The organism is Paenibacillus sp. FSL F4-0122 (assembly GCF_038002845.1).
Taxonomy (GTDB): domain Bacteria; phylum Bacillota; class Bacilli; order Paenibacillales; family Paenibacillaceae; genus Paenibacillus_AQ; species Paenibacillus_AQ odorifer.
In genome coordinates this window covers 2712122-2736897 of sequence record NZ_JBBODI010000001.1, presented here as the reverse complement: position 1 = coordinate 2736897, position 24776 = coordinate 2712122, and the positions used below count along the sequence as shown (strand labels likewise).

The following is a 24776-nucleotide window of genomic DNA, read 5'->3' as shown; positions in this document are numbered from 1 at the left end:
AAGGACCTCTTTCGAGGTCCTCACACTTATGGACTATAGATCTTTAGACATTGTGATGTCAGTTACGATATATCCCATTTTTTTGTATAACTCAAATGCGCGATTGTTCTGGCCGAAGACGTGTAACCCGATTTTGGTAACATTCATCTCCCGGGCTTCTTCATCGAGTGCGATCATAGCCTGCTTGCCATAACCCTTACTCTGGAACGGTTCAAAAACATAAAAATCATAAATGAAAGCCTCGCGGCCGCCTCGGCCTTCACTTACGTTAAACCAGATATAACCAACCTGTTCATCACTGCTTATTTCTACTATAGAATATAGATAAGCACCATCTGTGTGCAGCCCTTTTGGCAAAGAGCGTGTTATGGCTTCCTCAGACAGCTTCATCGCGATCTCCGGATCCCAAGCACCGGCGCTGATCTTATCTTCCGCATAATCCCGGGTAGCTTGACCTAAGAAAAATTGAAAGGCCGACTCATCCATATGGACCAGTTTAATCATAATCTTACTCACTTCCTCGCTTCAATATTTACCATCCTATTTACGTATTAAACGGGAAGTACCACGTAAAGTTGCTAAATCTGGAGCGCCAATACCAAACATTGCTATTTTTAGCTCCAGCTCAACCTGTGCCAATGCAGCATCCAGCGCCTCTTCAGAATCGACAGCCGGCCCTAACAGATTGCGGCCAAAGCCTGCCAGATCAGCTCCAAGTGCCAGTGCTTTCGCTGCATCCACGCCATGTTTTAGTCCGCCGCTGCCAATCAAAGCGCCCTGCGGGGAAACTGCGCGCACCTCTGTGATACAATCAGCTGTTGGAGTACCCCAATCTGCGAAAGCCTCCGCCGCTGCCCGCCGTATAGGATCTACACTGCGGAACTTCTCCACCTGACTCCAGGATGTCCCGCCTGCACCCGCAACATCAATAAAAGCCGCACCTGCATTATAAAGACGTGCAGCTGCATCTCCATCAATGCCCCAGCCTACTTCTTTCACACCTACAGGGACTTCAAGTGCACGGCATACCTTCTCTATCTGGGATAGCAAAGAGGCAAAACCAGTGTTCCCTTCCGGTTGAAAGACCTCTTGCAGCCCATTCAGATGCAGTACAAGAAAATCAGCACCTGCGATATCCACAGCCCGGCGACATTCCTCAATCCCAAAACCATAGGACAGCTGTACAGCACCAATATTGGCGATAACCGGAATATCAGGTGCTTGATCCCGCACATAAAAGGTCGCCGTAAGCTCAGAGCGCTCCACTGCCGCCCGGACCGAGCCTACACCCAGCGCCCAACCACGACGCTGTGCAGCTGTGGCCAACCGGGCGTTAATCGCTCCTGTAGCTGCGCTGCCACCTGTCATCGAGCTGATGAGCAGCGGTGTACGCAGCTTGCGATCCAAAAACGTAGTCTGCAATGATATATCGTCAAAATTCAGCTCTGGAAGAGCATTATGCTGAAATCTGTAATGTTCAAACCCTGTAGTCACACCGACGCCACCTACTTCTTCATTTAGGCAAAGGCGTACATGTTCAATTTTGCGTTCGCCTGTCTTCGATGTAGGCAATAAAGATCTTTTGTCAGAAGCCTCTACAGCCGGCAGGTCCTTGCCATGATCTGCGCCAGACTGCCTAGTCGCATCATATGGCACGGCCTCTTCTGGCGTATGATTCATGCTGCGTTCCTCCTATTCCCAAACTCGATTTATTATAACATATCCCTACAGATGAATTTACAATATGAGGTTAGCGATTACAATTCTCCGGCTTAGTAATCATTAATTTCATAAACTTCGTACTAATCGTTCAAACTCATTATAGCTAGCTGAATGTTATTTATTAATGTTAAGGATATTTGGGCTGCTTCATTTCGCTCCACTAGGTGTTAATAGGTTGGTAATACACCGGAGCATAACAATCACAAGGAAGTGCTCTGCAATAATTTCAGGAGGAACTTCCATGAATTCAGATCGTCAGCAACCCGTTCACCCCTATAAACCTAAAGAAATAAACTACGCTCCCGGTTTAACTACGAAGAAACGTTCCGGTTCACGCCGCCGCACAATGGCGTTATGGACTGTCTTCATTCTAATCCTCTGGCTAATCGGCGTAATGACTTACCAGACGCACAAACCTTTACCCAGCGGCATTTCCTATGAAAGCCCTATATACAGAACGAATCATGTATCCTTCTGGCACGACCTAACCTATTCGGACGGTACAGCCACGGGCACTCAAGAGAGTCAGATTCTTTCGAGGATTCTACAAATTATCGAGGAGTCCAAAGAATTTTTGGTGATTGACCTCTTCCTTTTCAATGATTATACCCATAAAGATCAGTCATTTCCTCCGGTCAGCCGAATGTTGACGGACAAGCTTATCTTACAAAAAACAACTTATCCCGAGATGGAGATCGTCTTCATTACGGATGAGGTTAATACCAATTACAACTCTGCACCCAACCATCTTCTGGAAGAATTGAAGGCTGCGGGGATTAAAGTGATTTTGACCGATGTAAATGCTCTACGCGATTCTACGCCTGCTTATTCCGCTGTCTGGCGTACCTTTATTCAATGGTTCGGACAGTCGGGCGAAGGCCGGATTCCCAATCTTATGGCCAGCGGAGGACCGGATATTACCGCACGTTCTTATTTGAAGCTACTTAATGTGAAGGCTAACCACCGTAAGGTGGTTATTAGTGAGAATACCGCTCTAGTCTCCTCAGGAAATATCCATGATGCCAGCGCCTATCATTCCAATATCGCTCTGGAAGTACAAGGCCCAATTATTGCTGATATTCTCCAGACGGAACAAGCCGCGGCCAATCTTTCGGCTGCAGGGCCACTACTCACTTATGAGCCAGACTTCACCAAGGAGAAGGATCAGCACTCTGAAGAATCTATGGGAGTCCGCTATTTAACGGAAGGAAAGGTATATAAATATGCAAGACAAGCCCTCCAATCTGCACAGGAGGGTGACACCATTTGGATGGGTATGTTCTACCTTGCCGATGATGCAATTCTCGATGAATTGGTAGAAGCTACCGAACGAGGGGCTACGGTAAGATTGATACTGGACCCCAATCAGAACGCCTTCGGTCGTGATAAAATCGGCATTCCTAACCGTCCAGTTGCCATGAACCTGAACAAGCGCACGAACGGAAAAATCTCTATTCGCTGGTACAACACGACCAAAGAACAATATCACTCGAAGCTGCTTTTCATTGCCAAACAGACTGGAAGTTCCATCATTCTTGGCGGTTCCACCAATTTCACGACACGCAATCTGGATGACTACAACCTGGAGAATAATCTGTGGGTATCTGTAAAACAAGATCAGCCTCTTTATGCCCAGATGGAAGCCTACTTCAATCGACTGTGGAATAACGAGGACCATGAGTATACCCTACCTTTTGAGGCTTATCAGGGCGAAGTGACCTGGTTCAAATATATCCTGTTCCGGTTGCAGACCACCTTGGGCTTAACTACTTTTTAAAGCAAAAACCACCGCAGATGAGGCACAACACCCTCTGAGGTGGTTTTTGGTTATAGTAACGGCGACATAAGTCGAGCAGCAGATTCCAGTATACGGATCACCATACGCTTATTCATAAATTCCTCATGCTCAATTAAGCTGGTAGATAATAAATCCCGCTCAAAATCAGCCACAATACGAGCAACACTCTCCGTCTGAATCAGTAATGCATTCACTTCAAAATTAAGGTGGAAGCTGCGCATATCCATATTGGCCGTACCGATTGTTGCTATTTCACCATCGACGATAAGCAGCTTAGAGTGGATAAATCCCTTTTCATATTCATAAATCTTCACGCCAGCTTCCAGCAACGCCGGGAAATAAGAATGTGAAGCCAGAAAAGGAATCCATTTATCCGGCTTAGCCGGGAATAACAATCGCACATCTAAACCAGAAATAGCGGCTACACGCAGTGCAGTTAAGATGTCCTCATCAGGAATAAAATATGGACTGGCAATCCACACCGATTTCTCGGCAGAAGTGATCATGGAGAAGAAAATGTTTTTGAGCGCACGACGTTCGTTATCCGGTCCGCTAGCAATAATCTGTACGGCTCCATCACCTGTCATAAAGCGAAGTTGTGGAGTGAGGTAGTCTTGCTCCAGTATTTTTTCACCCGTAGTGTGCATCCAATCTTGCAGGAAAATAATTTGCATCGTCCGTACCGCTTCGCCTCTAACCAACATATGTGTGTCACGCCAAAATCCATAAGTCTTACTGCGGCTTAAATATTCATCGCCTACATTGAGACCACCCATGAATCCGACATCTCCGTCGATCACAACAATTTTACGGTGATTCCGGTAATTCACACGGCTGGAAAAAAAGGATGTTGAATTTCCGTAAGAAGCCACCTGAACTCCGGCGTCACTCATTTCCTTCAAAAAAGCTTTGGAAAGCTGAAAACTGCCAACGGCATCATACATAAATCTGACTGCAACACCGGCACGAGCTTTATCGATCAGAATTTGTTTAATGCGTGTTCCAATGTGGTCCGCCCGGAAGATGTAATACTCCATATGAATGTGATGCTTAGCTTGACGAAGCTCCAACAATAACGTACCAAACGTCTCTTCACCATTAGTGAGGATACGAGTTTCTGATGCAAAGGAAATAGGAGTACGTGCTAAAGTCTTGGATAACAGCAACAGTTTTTGGCGCGAGGGATCAAAGACTGACCAATCTTGGTGCGTACGTAAAGCGTCATTCTCAATTCTTTCGTAGGCCATAAGGTCTCTTTGTGCCTTTTTATCATATTTACGGCGTTTGAACACATTTTGCCCAAATAGAAAATAGAAGACCAGTCCCAGCACTGGGATCAACGCAAGCAATAAGATCCATGACATTGTTGTAGAAGGATTACGGTTCTCCATAAAAATAGCCAAGCTAATCGAAATAACTGTCAGAGTGGAGAAGATACTAATAATCGTTCCCGCAGTACTCCCAAAAATGCCGAAACCAAAATAATAAAATGCTATGAATGCCCCAATGATAATTATAGATTGAAGTCCTCTTCTCATACTCTACCTACCTTCTTATTCATACAAGCAACACGAAATTGACACATTTTATATATTACATGAAGAACCCTTTTCTTCCTAGCTAATTACTGTGCAAAAGTCTATTTACGACAAAACTGTAACCCTTCAGTTCCGATATTTGTATTGCCTGGTTGGATGGAATATAATAATTTTGACCAACTAGTCAATTATAGAACCCAGTAGTCAGAAAGGAGGTTAATCCTTTAATGAATGATAAAACTATTGACAAGCAGGAACAAATTATTAAGATCGCCATGCAGTTATTCGCTGTGAAAGGCTCCTCGTCCACATCCATGCAAGAGATCGCTGAATTATGTGGGATTTCGAAGGGCAGTTTGTATCTGGTATTTAAATCAAAAGAAGAACTGGAGCGCAGTATCTTCCTTTATTGTTATCGGATGATTCGTGATCCCTTGTTACGTGAAGAACAGGAAACCCGACGAACACCACGTGAGAAGCTTAGGAATCAGATAGAAATTCTGCTAAGTCACGTGTACGAATTGCGCGAGTTCTTGCAGCGTCAAATTCAGGAGGTTGCGGGCAAAGGATTTGATACTGAAGTCCCGGACTGGCTGCGGAGAAACAACGCTTCCTTCTTAAGATGGTTCCAGGTGAAGATGGAGTTGCTCTATGGAAAAGACGTCGTTCCCTATACCGGAGATTTATGTATGATCGGACATGGTCTCATCAAGTCTTATATTGCGGTTATTTTTCGTAAGGATACGCAGGTACCCATTGCCGATATGGCAGATCATCTAATGAATCTAATGGATATGATTGTGTCTGGCTTACTCACTAGTAAACAGGTTCCACTAATCAACTCTGCTACTTTAGCGAACTGGATGGCGGAGAATGAGGAGAATAAACGAAAGAATCCATTACAGCTCATTAAAGAAATGAAGACTGTGGTCAGTAAATTAAATAGTATAGAATCCGAAGAAGCAGCCGATCTGCTGGAATCGCTCAATATTCTGGAAGGTGAGGTGCTTATACCTCACCCACGAAAAGCAATCATTCAGGGGATGCTGTCCAACCTCCAATCCTGCTCTGAGCTCACAGCAGAATTAGAAGAGCTGAGGAAGCTAATTGCCTCAATTCCGCACAATTCATGTGTATTTCGTTAATTGACTCTAAGAAGAGTTCGGTAGAGAGAAAGTCATGGATAGTGAGTATTATGAATTTTTATAATGGCGCCTTATTTCGTAAAGAAAAGGGCCGAGAGGAGCAGAAACGAAACTTATGAAAAGCTTAATTAATTTCTCGCTCAGGAACAAATTTGCCATTTGGCTTCTGACGATAATTATTGTGTTTGCCGGTTTATATAGCGGACTGACGATGAAGCAAGAAACCTTGCCTAATATTAGTATACCCTATCTTAGCGTAACAACCATTTATCCGGGGGCCGCACCAGAAGGCGTCGTTAATGATGTCAGCAAACCGTTGGAGCAAAAGCTCCGCAATGTGGATGGTGTAAAGACGATCACCTCCACTTCTCTGGAGAATGCCTCCAGTATCCAAATTGAATTCGATTACGGAACAAATCTGGATAATGCTACAGCAGCAGTGCGCGAATCGCTAAATGAGGTCTCATTGCCAGACAATGTGCAGAAGCCTTCCATTTCCCGTTTTAGCCTTAGCTCAATGCCTGTCGTTTCGCTCAGTCTTTCCAATGGAGATACCCAGGACCTTGAGGAATTGACACGTATTGCTGAGAACGATATTCGCCCAGCCCTAGAGGATGTTGAGGGTGTGGCTTCTATTCAAATCTCTGGTCAATACGTCAAAGAAGTATCACTTAAATTCAATCAAGATAAGCTCAGCCAATATGGACTGACTGAAGATACCGTTAAAGGTATCATTCAAGGCTCTTCCCTCCGTGTTCCACTAGGACTATTCGAGATGGACAAGGCTCAAAAAGCAGTTGTCGTGGACGGCAACATCACTACCGTTGAAGATCTTAAAAATGTGACCATACCGGTAATGCCAACTGGCGCTAACGCTGCAGGTGCTGGAGCTACCGGCGCTGGTGCTGCTAACGGAGCTGCTGGTGCAGGTGCTGGAAATGCTGCTCCTGGCGGAGCTGCAAGTATGGGACTTCCAACCGTGAAGCTCGGAGAGTTGGCCACGATTGAGGTTGTGGGGAATTCCGAATCCATCTCCCGTACAAATGGTAAAGAATCGATCGGTATTCAGATTGTCAAAGCCAATGATGCCAACACTGTTGATGTTGTAAATGGCGTTAAAGACAAAACTGAAGAATTAAAAGCACAATATAAAGGCATTGACCTTACTGTTCTGCTTGACCAAGGTAAGCCCATTGAGGACTCCGTAAATACGATGTTGTCCAAAGCTGTGTTTGGTGCCTTATTCGCAGTAATTATCATTTTGGTGTTCCTGCGGAATATTCGTTCGACGATTATTTCTATCATCTCTATTCCATTATCACTGCTGATTGCAGTGCTGTGTCTGCGGCAGATGGACATTACGCTTAATATGATGACACTTGGAGCGATGACGGTCGCGATCGGGCGGGTAGTCGATGACTCGATTGTAGTTATAGAGAACATATATCGACGGCTCTCCTTATCTGGTGAGAAACTGAAGGGCAGAGAATTAATCAGTGCAGCCACGCGTGAAATGTTCGTGCCTATCATGTCATCTACAATTGTAACCATCGCGGTGTTCTTACCACTTGCTTTGGTTAGTGGTATGGTTGGTGAGCTGTTCTTGCCTTTCGCTCTAACCATGGTCTTCGCCCTGCTCGCTTCATTAGTAGTTGCGATTACCCTAGTTCCTGCAATGGCTCACTCGTTGTTCCGTAATGGATTGAAAGGTAAAAAAACTCACAGCGAGAAACCAGACAAACTTTCTGCTGGTTATCAAAAGATTCTGAACTGGTGTCTTTCTCATAAACTCGTTACGTTTGGAGTTGCCGTTCTTCTCCTTGCGGGCAGCTTATTCTTAATCAAGCCTATTGGTGTAAGCTTCATGCCATCCCAAGAGGATAAAACTGTAATGCTTACTTATTCACCAAAGGCTGGACAACGGATTGAGGAAGTTCAAGAACAAGGTCTGAAAGCTGAAAAATACATTTTAGCGCAGAAGCATATAGACAAAATGCAATATTCCATCGGCGGTGGAAGCCCGATGGGTATGGGTGGATCCAGCAATTCAGGACTATTTTTCATCGTTTATGATAGTGATACTCCTGATTTCGAAGCTGTTAAAGAGAAACTTATTGAAGGTTTGACCGCAGAAGTGCCAGATGGTGTATGGGGTGACATGTCCGCTCTGATGAGTGGAGGCATGGGTGGAAGCACTCTGACCGTGAATGTATTCGGAGATGAACTGGATCAGCTGAAGCCAGTCGCGGATGAGATTGCCTCAATCGTACAGGCTGACACCACTAATTTCAAAGACGCGGAAACAAGTCTCAAAGAAGCTTACGATCAATATACGATTGTAGCGGATCAACAGAAGCTTAGCTCCCTTGGACTTACAGCCGGACAAATTGCGATGAAGCTGAGTCCAGCAGGCACACGTCCAGTGCTCACAGAAGTAGAATTGGACGGCAAGAACTACAAAGTCTATATCGAAACAGATAAAGAAACGTACAAGAGCATTAAAGAAATGGAAGAGGCTACTTTGACATCGCCACTAGGCATCTCCGTGCCAATCGGGCAAGTCGCTAAAATTGAAAATGGCTCCTCCCCTGACTCGATTACTCGTATGGACGGTAAAATGAAGGTAGATGTTACTGCCGAAATTATTTCGAGTGACGTGAATAGCGCTTCGAACAGCGTGAAAGAAAAAGTAGACGCTATGGAATTGCCTGATGGTGTAACTGTTACCTTCGGCGGTGTAACCGAGCAGATCAATGATACGTTTGGTCAATTAGGAATTGCTATGGCGGCCGCTATTGCCATCGTATACTTCGTGCTTGTGGTTACATTTGGCGGTGGATTAGCACCATTCGCTATCCTGTTCTCACTTCCTTTCACAGTGATTGGGGTACTCGTTGCCCTGCTGATCGCTGGGGAAACCTTAAACGTGTCCTCGCTCATGGGTGCGCTGATGTTGATTGGTATCGTAGTAACGAATGCGATTGTCCTCATCGACCGCGTTATTCATAAGGAAAAAGAAGGACTCACTACGCGTCAAGCCTTGCTTGAAGCAGGTGGCACACGTTTACGTCCAATCCTGATGACTGCCCTTGCAACGATTGGTGCATTGCTGCCATTGGTTACTGGACTTGAAAACAGTGCAGGAATTATCTCTAAGGGGCTCGGCGTGACCGTAATCGGTGGTTTGGTCAGCTCCACGCTGCTGACACTTGTAGTAGTGCCAGTCGTGTATGAATTCCTGATGAAATTCCGCAGCAAAAAGGTAATTGATTAGAACTATGATGTGAACAAGTAAATTAGATTTAAACAAGAGGCTGTCTCCAAAGTAGTGAATTCTACTTATGAGGCAGCTTCTTTTTTTAGAAAATAGGCTGTACATTGGATTCTTACTTTAGCAAATAGACTGTGCGCCACGCCTAGTGGTGTTCTATGCCATTAGGTTGAACGGTGTGTGGAGAGCGGTGGATGATGTGCGTTTGTGCGTAGCGGAGGGCGATATACCGTGAGCGCTGGATGATATATGAGGAGCGGTGAGCGGTGAACGATGTGCAATTTATGGTGGGTGTTTGCGATGTGTGATATACGGCGGTGATCTGCGTTGGTCGTTTGGACGGCATACATTTGTGTTTACTGCGTTCTGTGTTTGTACGATGTGCGGAGTGGATCTTAAACTAATTAGGGAAAAACTCCCTGAAAAAAGCTGATATTCGCTCTAAATGCACGAAATTAGGGAATTCCTCCCTGATAATAAGGGGAATTTCTTTAATTACCATCGAAACAGCTAAACTTAAGGGAGCTTTTCCCTAATTATTAGTCTGATGACTGAAAACCCCAGAATTTCAGGGAGAAATTGCCCAATTAGTCTATCGGTGCTTCAGTTAATCATCATTTAGTGCTTCACAACGATTCTTTTCCCCATGCTCAGCACGCAAAAGCCCGGCCTAATGGATAGGTCGGGCTTTCTAATATTAAATGCTTGTAGCTGCACTGCTCTCCAATGAAGCTCTCCAGGAACGAAGCATTTGCAGATCAAGTGGCAGAAACTCCTCAAGCATATGAGAGAGGCCTAGATATAGCGGACTATCTGTTGCTGCATTTAGTTTCTGACAGAACTGCGGTGTCCATTGAAGTAGATGCTTTTCCAAAAAGGACTCCTGAATATCAAGCAGCTCCATAGCACTTCTTATTGAAAAACTATTGTAAAGCATACGCTCATGCATGACTGCCATAAATTCGAGCTCAATAGCAATATGATCATCGGCTTCACCATTACACTTATTGAATACAATTCCAGCGGAGGTGTACACATCTGCAAGCACGTTGCAGAAATCCTCCGAACGACCTAAAATCGCTGCTTCGCGCAATTTAAAAGAACTAACGGACTGTTCTTGCATAAGCCGTTTATATTCTTTGCTCTCTTTCTCGCATATCATTGGCAGCTTGTTCGGTTCCTGACTCAAATAGCGCTTCAGCTCCCGACCGCCTTCCGTCATCTCAGCCGCTACACTCATCTGGCGATTGCGGCTCCATTGAGCCACTAGAGAGAGTGATGGTTTTCTACCCAAAAAATCCACTAAAAGCTGATATATTAATCCCCGACTTTCCAACCAACGGCTAAAAGCCTCCGGAACGGTGAGCGATGGAACAGTATGTGTACTCATTTTGCAAATCCTCCTCAATGGTTTCCCGGTCACTCTCCGTCACATTACCGACGTGCGGTTTCCGGTATCCTATCTGTTTTCGCAAAAGTGAACGTTAAAACTAATCCGCACCTAGATTATATCGGATATTAAAAGCGCTTTCCGTGAGCATTCTATGTCTAAAAACTTTATTTGTCGTACTTTTGTCACACTTTCCGTTGTTCAATATGCGTTATCTTCTTATCTAGTTTGTCCAGTTTTATGTAATGAAACCCTGTCGTCCAGAACTTTGCTCATTGACGTGAAACCAAGCGATCTTTAAAATTCTAAACAAGTATAAACAACTTTGCGTTCTGTCCTATTAGGGACGTTATGCGTGTATACGAGAAAGTATAAGAGCAATTTATCAGCCAGATTTAAAGGAAGGGAGCAACGCCATGGAGCCGCTGACGGACCCTTTTGGACGTTTACACGATTACATCCGCATTTCGGTTACCGACCGCTGCAACCTGCGTTGCATCTATTGTATGCCAGCGGAAGGGATGCAATTCCAACCGCAGGACGAGATTCTGAGTTACGAGGAAATTACCGCAGTCGTTAAGTCACTAGCCCCTCTTGGATTACGTAAAGTACGACTAACTGGTGGAGAACCTCTTGTCCGCAAAGATCTGGAAAAGCTTGTTGCTATGATATCTGCGATCCCAGGTATAGAAGATATTTCGCTGACTACAAATGGTTTAATGCTTCCAGCCAAAGCAGCACAGCTAAAAGAAGCCGGTCTGTCACGGGTAAACATCAGCCTAGACTCCTTACGGCAGGATCGATTTTCTATGATTACTCGTGGCGGCGAAGTCGCCAAGGTATTAAAGGGGATCGAGGCCGCACAAGCCGCCGGACTTCAACCGATAAAGCTTAACGTTGTATTGATGAAAGGAATTAATGACGACGAAATCAAAGACTTCATCTCCCTTACGCTGGAGAGTCCTCTAAATGTACGCTTTATAGAATACATGCCGATTGGCAGTGCTACTGATGCTTGGCGCCAAACTTATCTGCCTCTGGAAAGGGTTGTAGAAGCTTGTACTGAGGCTGGTTGGGAAACGGAAGCGGCAGAAATGCCCTCCGGGAATGGCCCTTCCCAGAATCGGCGGGTTGTCGGAGCCCCTGGTACATTCGGCCTGATTCATCCGGTGAGCGAGCACTTCTGCGATAATTGCAACCGCCTGAGACTTACCGCAGATGGGCACATCAAAGCTTGCCTATATTGGGCAGATGAATACAATGTCCGCCCTTTGATAAGCGATCCTGCTGCTGTGCAGGCCTTATTCCGGAAAGCGCTGGGCAACAAACCCCATAATCATGAAATGGCCTTAGCTCTGGAGAAAAAAGCACAGAGCCACACGCCGACAGCTCGGCGCATGTCTCAAATTGGTGGATAAACGTCCATCCCGGTATTATAGTTCCTCTTTTAATTGCATAAATACAAAAAACGCCGCTTTCCCACTGAACGATCTGGGAAAGCGGCGTTGTGCTTAAAGCTTAGCGATGAGCTATTCAATCACTATTAGAGAGATAGAGCTTCGAGCAGCTTAGAAATAGTCGCCGCCGCCTCGGCTCTTGTAGCCTTTTTCTCAGGACGGAAGGTATTGTCTTCGAATCCACCCAGAATACCGGCTTCAGCTGTTTTTCACATACAGCAAGTTTATTTCATTCGTACTGGCAAGCTCACCTTGAACGCTGTCCCATCCCCCGGGCGACTATTTGCAGTTACCTTACCTTCATGCAGCTCAACGATTTTTTTAACCAATGACAGACCTAGTCCACTACCGCCACCACTTGCGGTTCTAGCTTTATCTGCCTTATAGAAACGCTCGAAGATCCGAGGCAGATCTTCCTCCGAGATGCCAATCCCACTATCTTGAATCTCCACCTCTACCTGCTCATCGACCATGCGAAGGCTAATATGGATGCAACCGTTCTGCGGAGTAAACTTGATACTGTTATGCAGCAGATTAGTCCAAACCTGACTCATTAAATCTTTTACAGCAGATACATTCACTTCTTCCAGTTCAGCCTCTACCTCTATTTTTTTCTCCAACCACTGTGGTTCAGAAGCCAGAATCGTATCTCTAAGCTGCTTATCCAGGCGGTAAATCTGATTTTCAAACGGAAAATTGCCCGATTCAAGCGCGGACAGCTTCAATAAATTATCACTGAGCCCAGATACGCGGGTACTCTCAGCCACTATAATATTAAGGTAGTGCCTCCTGCTCTTCACACTCAGAGTTTCATCCTGCAGCGCAAGAGCAAACCCCCGAATAGAGGTTAGCGGAGATTGAATTTCATGCGATACATTAGAGATAAAATCCTGACGCATGGTCTCCATCTGGCTCAGTTCGCTGGCCATTACGTTGATACTCTCTACAATCTCACCGAAATCACCGTAGTCCTTTGTATTATCCAGTACCACATTGAAATCACCCTTAGCAATCCGCCCTAAACCTTCGATAATTGATTTATAAAAAACACGTTCCCAGCCCCGGAATAACTTGGAGGTTACCAATGCCATCAAAAACAAAATCACAATTCCGACCATCACGCCGATTAACTGGGTCAAATACTCCGAAGAGGGGCGTCCAACCCTGCCATATATCCAGTTCATCAAGAAATAAGCTGCACTCCAGCTAATCCCAACACCACCGAAGTAAATAAAAGTCATCCCAATCCGCTTAAGAAGCTCCTTAAACCGGTTCATGCCTCTGCCTCCAGCCGATAGCCTAATCCGCGGATGGTGCGAATAACAAACCCGTATTTATCAGGAGCGAACCGTTCGCGCAAACGGTTGATATGCACATCGAGCGTCCGCTCATTCCCTTCAAAATCATAACCCCATATCTCTTCGATTAGCCTGTCTCTAGTCAATGTCTGCCCCGGATAGCTGCCCAGCTTAAATAACAGCTCAAATTCCTTAAGTGGCAAAGTGACTTCTCCATACGCTGAGGATACCTCGTAGGTTTTACGATTCATTCGCAGCCGGCCAATCCCCACACTTTGTGCAGCAGAGATTTGGTAACGTTTGAGCAGCGCCTTTACTCGCGCAATAAGCACCACTGGCTCAAAGGGTTTGACGAGATAGTCATCACTTCCCAGCTCAAAGCCCTTCACAATTTGTGAGGTCTCTCCCTTAGCCGTCAGCATCAATATCGGAAAATCATAGGTTTGGCGCATCTTCCGGCACAGCTCCCAGCCATCCAAATTGGGCATCATCACATCAATAATGGCTAAGTCTATGTTATGGCTCTCCAGAATCTGAAGAGCCTCCAGTCCATCAGAAGCTCCATAGATGTCATCCATCCCCTCAGCTCTCAGAAATACTTCTACCAATTCGCGGATGTGCGGATCGTCGTCCGCTACTAGTATTTTTGTCATGTATCACTGGAGCCTCCTCTTTATTGTCTTGAATCTCAAGGTTATTCATCTGCAGCTGCTGGGTGGCAAATTCACGATATAGCTCATGGTTTTCCAGCAGTTCTTCATGTCTTCCCATCCCGGTAATCTGGCCCTTTTCCATAAAAATAATCTGCTCAGCATTTACAACAGTAGCCAAACGGTGCGCAATTACAATCGTAGTCCGGCCCTTCATCAAATTGGACAGTGCCTTCTGCACTACGGCCTCTGATTGGCTATCCAGACTGGAGGTCGCCTCATCAAGCATAAGAATCTTTGGATTCCGCAGCAGCGCTCTAGCAATAGCAATCCGTTGCCGCTGTCCACCCGAGAGCTTCACACCTCTCTCACCGACATCCGTATTATATCCTTCAGGAAGCTCATCGATAAAGCCATCTGCATAAGCCATTGCTGCTGCTGCGCGCATCTCCTCCATGCTAACGTCTCGATCCAATCCATAGGTTAAATTCTCAGCAATCGTACCTGCCAACAATGGGCTTTCCTGTGAGACGTACCCGATCAGTTTCCGCCATGAGCGTAATGAGAAGGTTGACACTGGTTTATCGCCTAGCTTAACCATACCTTTCTGAGGCTCATAGAATCGTTCGAGCAGTGAAAATAATGTAGTCTTGCCTCCCCCGCTCGGTCCAACAATAGCCGTCACCTGACCCGGAAGCATCCGGAAGCTTACATCGGTTAGCACATTCTCACCATTTTTATATCCAAAGCTTAGATCTTCTACCGAGATAGGACCCTCTGCACCGTTCGCCTCTTCCTGGCCCTCATATACCTCCTCTTCTGCTGCCAGGGTTTCAATAATGCGCTCTGATGCCCCTTTAGCTTTCTGAATCTGTGTAAAGAACGTGGTCAATTGAGTAAGCGGCATAATAATCTGAATAAGATACAGGATAAAGGCTACCAGCTCTCCAGCTGTCAAAGCACCGGATGATACCTGCATTCCGCCATAACCGATAATGACCACAAGTAACATCATAAAGACAAAAGAGACCAGTGGGCTGATCATAGCGCTGATTTTGCCTTCACGAATACCAAAGGAGAGCAGGTTCATAATTCCGGTTTTGCCTGCTTCGTACTCTTTTTTCTCTGCACCCGAGGATTTCACCAGACGGATCTCTGACAATACACCACTAAGTGTGGCGGTAAAAGAAGCTGTTTCGTCCTGCATGCCTTTGGAGATTTTGTACATCTGCCGTCCAAGTGGCACCAAAATCAACGCAGATAGTGGAAGAACGGTGAACAGAACAAGGGTCATCTTCCAGTTTAAAAATAACAGCACAGCAATGGAGCCCACAATGGAAATCACTCCGGTAAATAAGCTGGCCAGATGTTCAGAGATCAGCGTTTTGATGATCCCTGTATCATTCGTCATCCGGCTGACGCTTTCTCCTGTCCGATTATCATTGTAATAAGCTACTGGCAACACTAAAAATTTACGCCATAACCGGTCACGAAGACCTGCAACCATCTTCTGGCCTACATAATTCAGCAGATAGATAGAGATTCCCCCGGCGATCGTCTGCGCGATAAAAGCACCCGCTATGCCTGCAATTTGCAGCTTGCTGACAGAAGCCAAAGAAAAGCCATCCACCAGATTTTTGGTAAACATTGGGATCACCAGACTAACCAATGTCGAGATCATGCTTAGTGCAATGGCTATTGCCAATAAGCCGTATGAAGGCTTGGTTTCTTTTAATAATGTGAGGAATGGCTTCAGCGCCGTTTTCCCCTTAGCTTCGGATTTTTTCATGCAAAAACTCCCCTTTTCTTGGTGAATCTGCGAGAAGAATGTATCTTCTCTGTTTCGCTTAACCCCATCCTAGCCCTGAATTGTAAACTGAAGTTAAACCCATTGATTCTCTTTTATACAAACGTAGATAGGATAATCCTCAGGCATATTCCTAATAAGGAGGAGCGAACTCTTAACATTTCTACCACCTGCAAACTTGTTATATGCGTTTTTTGTCACTTAGCGGATCAAATTTAAATAAACGTTAAAAAAATGTAAAAAAGTAAAAAAGGAAGTTTGTATCCCTTTTCAACACGTGTTACAGTGATAGAAGGGCCTAATATTGGTCAGTATATCCATGCAAGACATCTAGTGGGAAAGGAGTGACGCATTTGCGGAAAGGCGTTAACTATCCATCTTCTTTCACGTCTTTAAAATGGTTCAATTTTTTTGTATACGGAACCATGGTCCTCTTCTCCAGCTTCTTTCAACTATACCTGCTGGATGTAGGGATGAACAAATTAGAGATCGGTGCCGTATTTTCTATGGGTGCGCTAGTATCCATCTTTGCAAATCCATTCTGGGCAATCTGGACTGACCGATACCAGAATATCCGGAGAATCGTTTTGCTTATGTTAATCGGAACGTTAGTGTTATCCCAGCTTATGTTTCGGGCAAATACATATGAGATGATCTACATCTCCATTCTTTTGTTCTATTTCTTCCAAGGACCGTTATTTGCTCAGAGCAATACGATGATTCTCAGCTATATTGACGGAACTAACTATCGCTTCCGTTCTTTTCGGCTTTGGGGTTCATTGGGGTGGGCACTAATTGCAATTGCCGCCGGATTGGTCCTTGATTGGGCTGGTGTATCTATCTTGTCCTATCTGTTTGCAGGCTTACTATGTGCATCAATGTTATCCATTCTTGCATTACCGAAACTTAACCATACCATTGGCATGGCTCCTATGCCGTATAGAGGCTTCAGCAAACTAATTTATAATCCCTTTTTCTTGTGTTTCATATTGTTTGGTATCCTAGTTTCCATACCGAACACCATGAACACTACATTCATGTCTTTGTATATTACGGACCTAGGCGGCTCCAAGGGAATGATTGGTCTCGCAGTATTCCTCTCCTCTATTTTGGAAGTGGGTGTATTTGTTCTCTGCGACCGATTCCTTAAACGTAAAATATCTGTTCTGCTCGGCTGGCTTGCGCTGGTTAGCGCTTTATTCGTACTACGATGGTGGTTCATGGCGGACGCGACTACAGCCCTCCAAGTAGTGCTCATTCAAATTTTACACTGCATAACATTTGGTGGTTTCTTCTATGTAGGCACTCAACTGACTATGCTTCTTATTCCAAGACCTTACCGTGCTTCAGGACAAGCGCTCTACACACTGACTTGGAGCGGTATAGCCGGTATTGTTGGAGGAGTTCTCGGAGGTTGGATGTATCAAAATCTAGGGGCACAGAGCATGTATCAAGCGGGTGTCTTCTTGACACTGTTTGGAACGCTAGGCTTTACTTTCATGTGGCTCTTTGTAAACCGTGGAGGCTACCGGCCCCCTACAGAGGATGAGGAAGAACTCTCTCACATCGAAATATTATAAGCGAAAATATAAAAAACAGGCTCAAACGTACCTTAACGGGACGTTTGAGCCTGTTTTATTATAAAGAACCTGAACGAATCAAGTGTTAGCCTTGTTTTGGAGGCTGAAATGAACTCTTCAGTGAAACGATAAGATTGAATACGAGATGCCCAGGCGCCGAATATTTGCTATCTACATTAAAATAGCCATGACGGAAGAACTGGAATTTATCCTGAGCCACACTGTCCTTAAGCGCGGGTTCCACAAAACCTTGTAAGATTTCAATGGATTTAGGATTAAGCTGATCCAAGAAGCTAGGCTCCGCTTTCTCTACCGTGGAATCCAGACCTTCAACTTCTGCAGCTTCATCTACTTCTTCAGCAGAAATCAGTGGCTCGTATAAACGGAATTCTGCAGGCACAGCTTGACTAGCTTCTACCCAGTGCAGAGTACCTTTTACCTTACGGCCTGTAAATCCACTACCACTCTTTGTTTCCGGATCATACGTACAATGCAGTTCAACAACCTCGCCATTCTCATCTTTAATGACTTCATTACATTTGATGAAATAAGCATGCTTCAGGCGTACTTCATTGCCGGGGAACAAGCGGAAATATTTATTGGGCGGATTCTCCATAAAGTCGTCGCGCTCAACATAAATCTCACGAGAGAACGGAATTTGGCGTACACCCATTTCTTCATTCTCTGTATTATTCTCCGCTTCAAGCCATTCTGTTTGGCCTTCCGGATAATTGGTGATAACAACCTTAAGCGGACGAAGTATAGCCATGGTGCGAGGCACAGTTAACTTAAGGTCTTCCCGGATAAAGTGCTCCAGCATTTGCAGGTCCACTAGACCCTGACTCTTGGAGATCCCTGCTTCGTACACGAATTTACGAATCGCTTCCGGCGTATATCCTCTGCGGCGCAGGCCGGAGATCGTTGGCATCCGCGGATCGTCCCAGCCATCCACATGTTTTTCGTCTACCAGCAGCTTCAGCTTACGTTTACTAGTCATAGTTTGAGCGAGATTCAGACGGCCGAATTCATATTGATGCGGAACTGAAGGCATCTCACATTCCGCTACGACCCAATCATAAAATGGGCGTTGATCTTCAAACTCAAGCGAACAAAGGGAGTGAGTTACTCCTTCAATGGCGTCCTCAAGTGGATGAGCGAACGTGTACATCGGATAGATGCACCATTTATCCCCTGTATTATGGTGATGCGCATGAGTAATCCGATAGATGACAGGATCACGCAGATTAATATTTGGTGATGCCATATCGATCTTGGCACGAAGAACCTTCTCACCATCTTTGAATTCCCCTGCCCGCATACGGCGGAACAGATCCAAATTCTCTTCGATGCTGCGCTCACGATGTGGGCTGTTCTGTCCTGGCTCCGTCAGCGTTCCCCGCAATTGGCGAATTTCATCCGCGCTGAGGTCATCTACATAAGCTTTACCTTTAGTAATTAATAATTCGGCACGTTTGTACATTTCCTCAAAATAATCCGATGCAAAACGCAGCTCTTCCCATTCATAGCCCAGCCACTTTACATCTTCCTGAATGGAGTTCACATATTCCGTATCTTCTTTGGCAGGATTCGTGTCGTCAAATCTTAGGTTAGTCTTGCCACCGAACTCGTCCGCCAGTGTAAAGTTAATCCAAATCGCCTTGGCATGTCCGATATGTAAGTAACCGTTCGGCTCCGGCGGAAAGCGTGTGACAACTTCTTTTACTTTACCCGTACGGAGGTCTTCGGTAATAACATTTTTAATAAAATTGGAGGGGGTAGTACGGTTCTCCACAGCTATCAACCTTTCGTTCTGTAGTGTTACACTACTTCTTGTATAAACATGTTTCCTACTAATATACCCGTTAACTGTAGATTGTTCAATAAAAGGGGGCACATGGCCTGGATCAATTTTTAGCATCTTTAGACCTTTTGACTTCTCTGCGGGCGATAGAGTAGCATGATAATCATAAGAAAAAATCCATAATCATACATAAGGCCTTGTGCCGAAAAGGAGGCAACTGCTTGTTTAATTATGTCATCGACGAAGAGCTTATCTTAAAGCCACTCATGCCTGAGCATGCTAGGCACATATTCGCGTTAGTGGAGCGCTCGCGGGAACGACTTAGGCAATGGCTTCCTTGGGTTGATGCCGTTACGGAACAGGATCACACCCTTAATTTCATTAAAAATGCTATAAAACAAGGCACCGACAATGGCGCCTTCACTGCTGGACTTTGGGTCCGCGGCGAGCTCGCTGGCGTCATTGGGTATCACCAGATTGACTGGCATAACCGTTCCGTAGGGATTGGTTATTGGCTTGGTGATGGATATGAAGGCAAAGGTTATATGACCAGTGCCTGCCGAGTTCTAGTAGACTACGCCCTGCTGGAAATGGAGCTGCAGCGGGTAGAAATTCGCTGCGCAACCGCCAACGTAACTAGCCGGGCAATTCCTGAACGGCTTGGTTTTGTGCTCGAAGGTGTGATCAGACAGGCAGAAAAGCTGCCCGATGGCTACGTGAATCACGCCGTATATGGTTTATTGCGTAGTGAGTGGCAACTGCTCGGCTAAGTTGATTAAGGAAAGTTATACAAACACGCAAGCAGAAATAAACCTGGCCGGCATACGCCCCCAGGTTTATTTTATTGTGCAGACCAAGATTAGATCTCTGGCATACCCAGTTGTTTTCGAAACTTGTTCCGTACTACGGCTGAGAGAGCTTCCAGCTCCACAAGCTCTGCCAGAGCAGCTTCCTCTTGCAGCCCAACCTGCATTAAATGCAGTACATGCGCCACGGAAGCATTGCTGTCTCCGTTTTCTTTTTTGACAATTGCATCGCCGGTTGAAATCATTCCTTCACGAAGTACACGTAAGTAAAATCCGCTATACCTTGTATCCAGAACTTGAGCCGGTAGATCTGCGGGTCCATGCTTTTGTGAGATTTTGAAGCAAGGGTATCGTGGTTGGCTAACCTGAAGCAAAGTGGTGCCTATTTCATATACATCGCCAATACACACCTCTGTCTCCAGTAGACCCGTTGTGGTGATATTTTCTCCAAAAGCCGAGTACTCCAGTTTCTTTCCCATCTGCTGTTCCCAATACGGATAGTGCTCAATGGGATAGGCGCATACCGCCTTGTCAGGACCTCCATGATGTTTAAGATCTGCCTGGCCATCTCCAACAAATCCATTGGTATGTAGCTGAACTGATCCATCTACAGGCGTTTTATAAATTCCGGTCTCCAAAGGTTTTCCCCGATAATCCACCGTCACCGGCCGACCGACATTAAGCGAGACGATCTCCATATCCATTTCCTCCTGTCAGCATGCAGCTCATAAATATCTCATCCACATAACGACCGCCAAGATAAAACTCCTCCCGCAGACGCCCCTCTTCCACAAAACCGCATTCCCGGTAAAAAGAAATCGCTGATTCATTGCAGGATAATACACGCAGACGAAGCTTACGAATAGCATGCGCCGCAGCGTGTTCCTTAATGGCTTCCATGAGCTGCCGGCCGATGCCTAAACGTTGATAGTTCGGATGAACAGCAATATTAACCTCGCACACATGCCGGTTGCTCTCCATTCTACTAGGGCAGCCAAACCCGACATATCCACATAGCTTGTCATCTTGCAGCGCTACGAGCTGTGATCCCGGGGGAGCATTCAGTAAGAAATCTTCTTGTGAGCGCCACAACATAGGTCCCGGGCTAGTATCCTCTGTCCAAATCAGATGGTCCAGATCAATCAGTTCTCGCACGTCTTTAATCTCTGAGGGTCTAATAGTTAACCTTGCCTTGTTGATTTGTTTCATAAGATGTACACCCCTTGCCTTGCACCTCTATAGAATTCACAGCAGATGTTGGAATCCACTGTGTATAGTTATCCTAGGGACCGCTCTAACGAATGGCCTTTACGATTGAATAAAGCATGGATGACGAAAAATCCTACAGACAGCAGCGCCATCGCACAGGCCAGCCAGGCTGTTGGTGCCAAACCACCACTATCATACAGTCTGCCCATGAAGTAAGGGCCAATGACTCTCCCGACTGCACCAATCCCTCCGCTTAGTCCCAAATAAAACGGTGCGCTGCGCCCCGCATGATCCGAGATAAAGGATGGCATCGCTGGAGAAATCAGCATTTCTCCCAGTGTAGCAAGCACCATTCCAAGAACTAAGCCAGGATAATTAGGCATCCACAAAAGAAACGCATAGCCACCCAAATAAAACAGGGCACTTGCAGTCATTTGCGCCGTTGAGGTAGACGCGAACCAGCGCTTAATCATTGTTACCAATGGCTGAGCTGCAAAAATCAAAATACCGTTCAGTGTCCAGAGAAAACCATAAGTTTTCTTAGGCCAGCCCTCTGAAATAATGAACGGAGATACCCCTGTATTCCAGATAGAGTTACCGAGAAGCAGGAACAAAGAACCGATCCCCATATAAAGATAAATACGAGTATGCCCCATTAGCTTCCACGTGGATTGTTTCTCTGGTTCATTCTTCTGATGCCCCATTACCTCATGCGCAGGTTCTCCACCGATTTTCTTCAGATATATAAAAAAGAAACCCGCAAATACCGCCGAAGTTACACCATTCATTACAAAGCTTAGCATATAGGAAATATCGGCCAAAAACCCGCTTAATGCCGTCCCCAGTGCTACACCAATATTATTGGCGACATAAATAACATTAAACAGCTCACCACGCTGCTTCGTGAAACGAAAGCCGATAAATGCCTGAATGGCAGGTAATGATAAGGAATTAAATAATCCTACCAGTCCCATTGCTACCATAAATAACGTCCAGTTGTTACTAGCTGCCGGCAAGGTGAACAGTGCCAAAGCATTCATGGCGAGCGCTCCGACAATCAGCCGGTTAACGCCTACCTTATGATAGAGTGAGCCCCCGAGTAGTTGACCCACGATCCCACCAACCGATTGAATAAGAATCACCAGTCCAGCATCTGACATGCTGCGTCCAAGCTCATCAAATACATACATCGTAACGAGCGGCCACATCAGCGCACTACCTGTTGCGTTAATTAGGCTGGCAATTAGAAATATTTTCACTTCTTTTGGATATGCCTGTAAAAACTTCATAAGTAGTGTACATCCCCTGTTATATATGTGTCATTAATTCATCCAGTATCATCCCAAAACAGGGCTATGAGCAAGCATACACATTGACGTTTTATCGTGATAAAGTACGCATGAAATCTAGAGGATAAGACGCACATATCGCATGAAATATCCCGTCTCCCTTGGGGTTCACGTCCGCAGTCCTCCCTAGTTCTAATATCTATTCTTATTTTAAAGCCGTGGCTGTCGTCCGTAAAGCAAACTAAACAAGAAGAAACTGATTCGCTTTTAGAAAGACGGGGTAATAGAGCCTAGAAACACTCCCCCTTCAAAATTCGCCGTGATCCGATTTCGTTCCCCCGAGCGCGGATAAATCACGGCGGATTTTTTGTGTCTACATAACAAAAAGCACCCCTAAAACATTAACGCCACCAATAAGGCAGACCTTGAATGTTCTATGGAGTGCTCTATAAGACGAGCTTAAGCGTGTTTTTTGACACTGCTGCCGGACATGCTATCTACGGATTGAATAGCCGTAGGTGCTTTACGCAAGTATGCCATCCAATAGGCAGCTGCGACAAATATTGCCCCACCCGTTAGATTTCCGAGCCAGACGGGAACAAAGTTAGTGAAGTATTGCCCCCATGAATAGTAACCTTCAAAAATAGCTGCTGGAATTAGGAACATGTTAGCTACAACGTGCTGGAATCCGATCGCAACAAAGGCCATCGTTGGGAACCAAATACCAAGGATTTTGCCGCTGAAGTTATCTGCTCCATAGGAGAGCCATACGGCCAGCGCAACGAGCCAGTTACAGCCGATACCCGAAACAAATGCCGGAAAGAATTCTGCATCGATTTTATGACCAGCCATATCCACCAATTTTTCTAAATACACACCCTCTGAAGTTAAACCCACCACATGACCGAAGAAATAAGCTACAAATAATGCCCCTGCCAGATTACTAATCGTAATGAGCAAAAGATTCTTCACAACTTCCCAGAAAGAAATCTTCTTAGCCATAAAAGCAAGCGGCACGGCCATCATATTCCCTGTCAGTAGTTCTCCACCTGCAAGGAGTACCATGATCAGCCCAACGGGGAAGACTGCGGCTCCGATAAAGTTAGCAATGGAACCCCATTCCTGTGGTGCGCCAGCAATGACGCGAATATCTAATAAAAACCCGAGCGCAATAAACGCTCCTCCCAAAAAGCCCAGAATAAGTACGGTACTTAGCGGATTATGAGCTTTTTTTATGCCGTTCTCTACAGTTACTTCGGCAATTTGCTGCGGTTTGCTATAAGCCATGGTTCCTATCCCCTTCATCTATTTACTTCAAATTTGTTCCTTTATGACCATTGTAGCGTGTCGTAAAACACATTAACGTGATAATTATCACTTTGAGAAAACTAAGTGAAAGTTTTCACTGACATGTCAAATTTACTGCGACCTGTGCACAAATAGAAGTTTGTGTATGACCGGCTAAGCCAGCATATCTTGTTTCGTTGGATTACATTTGAGCGTACGCAGCAGCTATCGGACACCGTTGACCCTATATGCAGCTATATCTCACTGGAGCTATACCTAACTGGAGTCATACCTCACTATAGTCATACTTCACTATCGGCATTCTATCGGACTCGGATGACTCTAATCGTAGCTTTTGAGCATATTTGGCCCACACCCGGACATTGGACCGAGATGACCCTAATCGTAACTTTTGAGCACATTTGGCTTGCTATCGGACCCCATAGTCGCTATTGGCACGAAAAACACACTAGTTTTACCTCGTTCTATGTAATAGCTGCACTGGAGTCCGAAATCACGCTCAAAAGGCGATTATTTGCTAATTAGCGGCTTCTGAGTCCGAAAAATTCTGAGGAGGGCGGTGACTCGGCACGATCGGACTCAGTTGACCTTATACGTAGCTTTTGAGCACATTTGGCTCGCTATAGGACCCCATAGTCGCTATTGGCACGAAAAACACACTAGTTGTACCTCATTCTATGTAATAGCTGCATTGGAGTCCGAAACCA

19 protein-coding genes are annotated in these 24776 nt (G+C 45.4%); 6 read left to right on the top strand and 13 right to left on the bottom strand.

The window, feature by feature from the left end:
* Positions 1-33 precede the first annotated feature (33 nt).
* Together MHH49_RS11670 and fni are read right to left on the bottom strand one after the other, a co-directional pair.
* Complete coding sequence (locus MHH49_RS11670; RefSeq protein WP_235219460.1) at positions 34-504, bottom strand: GNAT family N-acetyltransferase; 471 nt, start codon at positions 502-504, stop codon at positions 34-36.
* Between the two features lie 36 nt (positions 505-540).
* Positions 541-1680 (bottom strand): type 2 isopentenyl-diphosphate Delta-isomerase, encoded by a 1140-nt coding sequence (fni, locus tag MHH49_RS11665; protein WP_080742651.1) that lies wholly within the window; start codon positions 1678-1680, stop codon positions 541-543.
* A 388-nt stretch (positions 1681-2068) separates the two neighbouring features.
* Here fni and MHH49_RS11660 point away from each other — a divergent pair, with 388 nt between their 5' ends.
* A complete protein-coding gene (locus tag MHH49_RS11660) occupies positions 2069-3499 on the top strand; it encodes a phospholipase D family protein (protein WP_063829806.1) in 1431 nt (476 codons plus the stop codon).
* Between the two features lie 50 nt (positions 3500-3549).
* Here MHH49_RS11660 and cls read toward each other — a convergent pair whose 3' ends face one another.
* Positions 3550-5058, bottom strand: coding sequence for a cardiolipin synthase (gene cls / locus MHH49_RS11655; RefSeq protein WP_036681607.1), 1509 nt, complete (start codon positions 5056-5058; stop codon positions 3550-3552).
* Between the two features lie 227 nt (positions 5059-5285).
* Between cls and MHH49_RS11650 the strand changes: the two genes are divergently transcribed.
* Both MHH49_RS11650 and MHH49_RS11645 read left to right on the top strand, forming a co-directional pair.
* Positions 5286-6203, top strand: a complete 918-nt coding sequence (locus MHH49_RS11650; protein ID WP_036681609.1) for a TetR/AcrR family transcriptional regulator — start codon at positions 5286-5288, stop codon at positions 6201-6203.
* Between the two features lie 115 nt (positions 6204-6318).
* Entirely contained in the window at positions 6319-9477 is a 3159-nt protein-coding gene (locus MHH49_RS11645; RefSeq protein WP_036681612.1) for an efflux RND transporter permease subunit, read from the top strand.
* Between the two features lie 694 nt (positions 9478-10171).
* Here the strand turns inward: MHH49_RS11645 and MHH49_RS11640 are convergent.
* Positions 10172-10864: a TorD/DmsD family molecular chaperone gene (locus MHH49_RS11640; RefSeq protein ID WP_076123947.1), complete on the bottom strand. Its 693-nt coding sequence runs from the start codon at positions 10862-10864 to the stop codon at positions 10172-10174.
* 416 nt (positions 10865-11280) lie between these two features.
* On the opposite strand from MHH49_RS11640, the gene moaA reads away from it, so the two are divergent.
* Complete coding sequence (gene moaA / locus MHH49_RS11635; protein WP_339188791.1) at positions 11281-12282, top strand: GTP 3',8-cyclase MoaA; 1002 nt, start codon at positions 11281-11283, stop codon at positions 12280-12282.
* 125 nt (positions 12283-12407) lie between these two features.
* On the opposite strand, the gene MHH49_RS31170 is transcribed toward moaA, so the two are convergent.
* The 4 genes from MHH49_RS31170 to MHH49_RS11620 are packed head-to-tail and all read right to left on the bottom strand — an operon-like array spanning position 12408 to position 16058.
* Positions 12408-12512, bottom strand: a complete 105-nt coding sequence (locus MHH49_RS31170) for an S-layer homology domain-containing protein (protein WP_081383200.1) — start codon at positions 12510-12512, stop codon at positions 12408-12410.
* A gap of 33 nt (positions 12513-12545) precedes the next feature.
* On the bottom strand, positions 12546-13598 hold the full coding sequence (locus MHH49_RS11630; RefSeq protein WP_076192343.1) for a HAMP domain-containing sensor histidine kinase: 1053 nt from the start codon (positions 13596-13598) through the stop codon (positions 12546-12548).
* Positions 13595-14272 (bottom strand): response regulator transcription factor, encoded by a 678-nt coding sequence (locus MHH49_RS11625; RefSeq protein WP_076123953.1) that lies wholly within the window; start codon positions 14270-14272, stop codon positions 13595-13597. Before MHH49_RS11625 ends, MHH49_RS11630 begins: the two co-directional genes overlap by 4 nt.
* Positions 14202-16058, bottom strand: a complete 1857-nt coding sequence (locus tag MHH49_RS11620) for an ABC transporter ATP-binding protein (RefSeq protein ID WP_076192341.1) — start codon at positions 16056-16058, stop codon at positions 14202-14204. The genes MHH49_RS11625 and MHH49_RS11620 overlap by 71 nt, the downstream gene beginning before the upstream one ends.
* A 362-nt stretch (positions 16059-16420) precedes the next feature.
* Here MHH49_RS11620 and MHH49_RS11615 point away from each other — a divergent pair, with 362 nt between their 5' ends.
* Positions 16421-17656 (top strand): MFS transporter, encoded by a 1236-nt coding sequence (locus MHH49_RS11615; RefSeq protein ID WP_305953522.1) that lies wholly within the window; start codon positions 16421-16423, stop codon positions 17654-17656.
* Positions 17657-17741: 85 nt separating this feature from the next.
* Here MHH49_RS11615 and MHH49_RS11610 read toward each other — a convergent pair whose 3' ends face one another.
* Complete coding sequence (locus MHH49_RS11610; protein ID WP_038574952.1) at positions 17742-19448, bottom strand: glutamine--tRNA ligase/YqeY domain fusion protein; 1707 nt, start codon at positions 19446-19448, stop codon at positions 17742-17744.
* Positions 19449-19678: 230 nt separating this feature from the next.
* Here MHH49_RS11610 and MHH49_RS11605 point away from each other — a divergent pair, with 230 nt between their 5' ends.
* Entirely contained in the window at positions 19679-20227 is a 549-nt protein-coding gene (locus MHH49_RS11605) for a GNAT family N-acetyltransferase (RefSeq protein WP_036681941.1), read from the top strand.
* Between the two features lie 89 nt (positions 20228-20316).
* Here the strand turns inward: MHH49_RS11605 and MHH49_RS11600 are convergent, their stop codons facing one another.
* From MHH49_RS11600 to MHH49_RS11585, 4 genes are all read right to left on the bottom strand, one after another.
* Positions 20317-20961, bottom strand: a complete 645-nt coding sequence (locus tag MHH49_RS11600; RefSeq protein ID WP_340011526.1) for an MOSC domain-containing protein — start codon at positions 20959-20961, stop codon at positions 20317-20319.
* Positions 20942-21472, bottom strand: a complete 531-nt coding sequence (locus MHH49_RS11595) for a GNAT family N-acetyltransferase (protein ID WP_076123959.1) — start codon at positions 21470-21472, stop codon at positions 20942-20944. The genes MHH49_RS11600 and MHH49_RS11595 overlap by 20 nt, the downstream gene beginning before the upstream one ends.
* A gap of 68 nt (positions 21473-21540) precedes the next feature.
* Positions 21541-22761, bottom strand: a complete 1221-nt coding sequence (locus tag MHH49_RS11590; protein WP_076279115.1) for an MFS transporter — start codon at positions 22759-22761, stop codon at positions 21541-21543.
* A 459-nt stretch (positions 22762-23220) separates the two neighbouring features.
* Positions 23221-24048: a formate/nitrite transporter family protein gene (locus MHH49_RS11585; RefSeq protein ID WP_036681949.1), complete on the bottom strand. Its 828-nt coding sequence runs from the start codon at positions 24046-24048 to the stop codon at positions 23221-23223.
* Between the last annotated feature and the right edge of the window lie 728 nt (positions 24049-24776).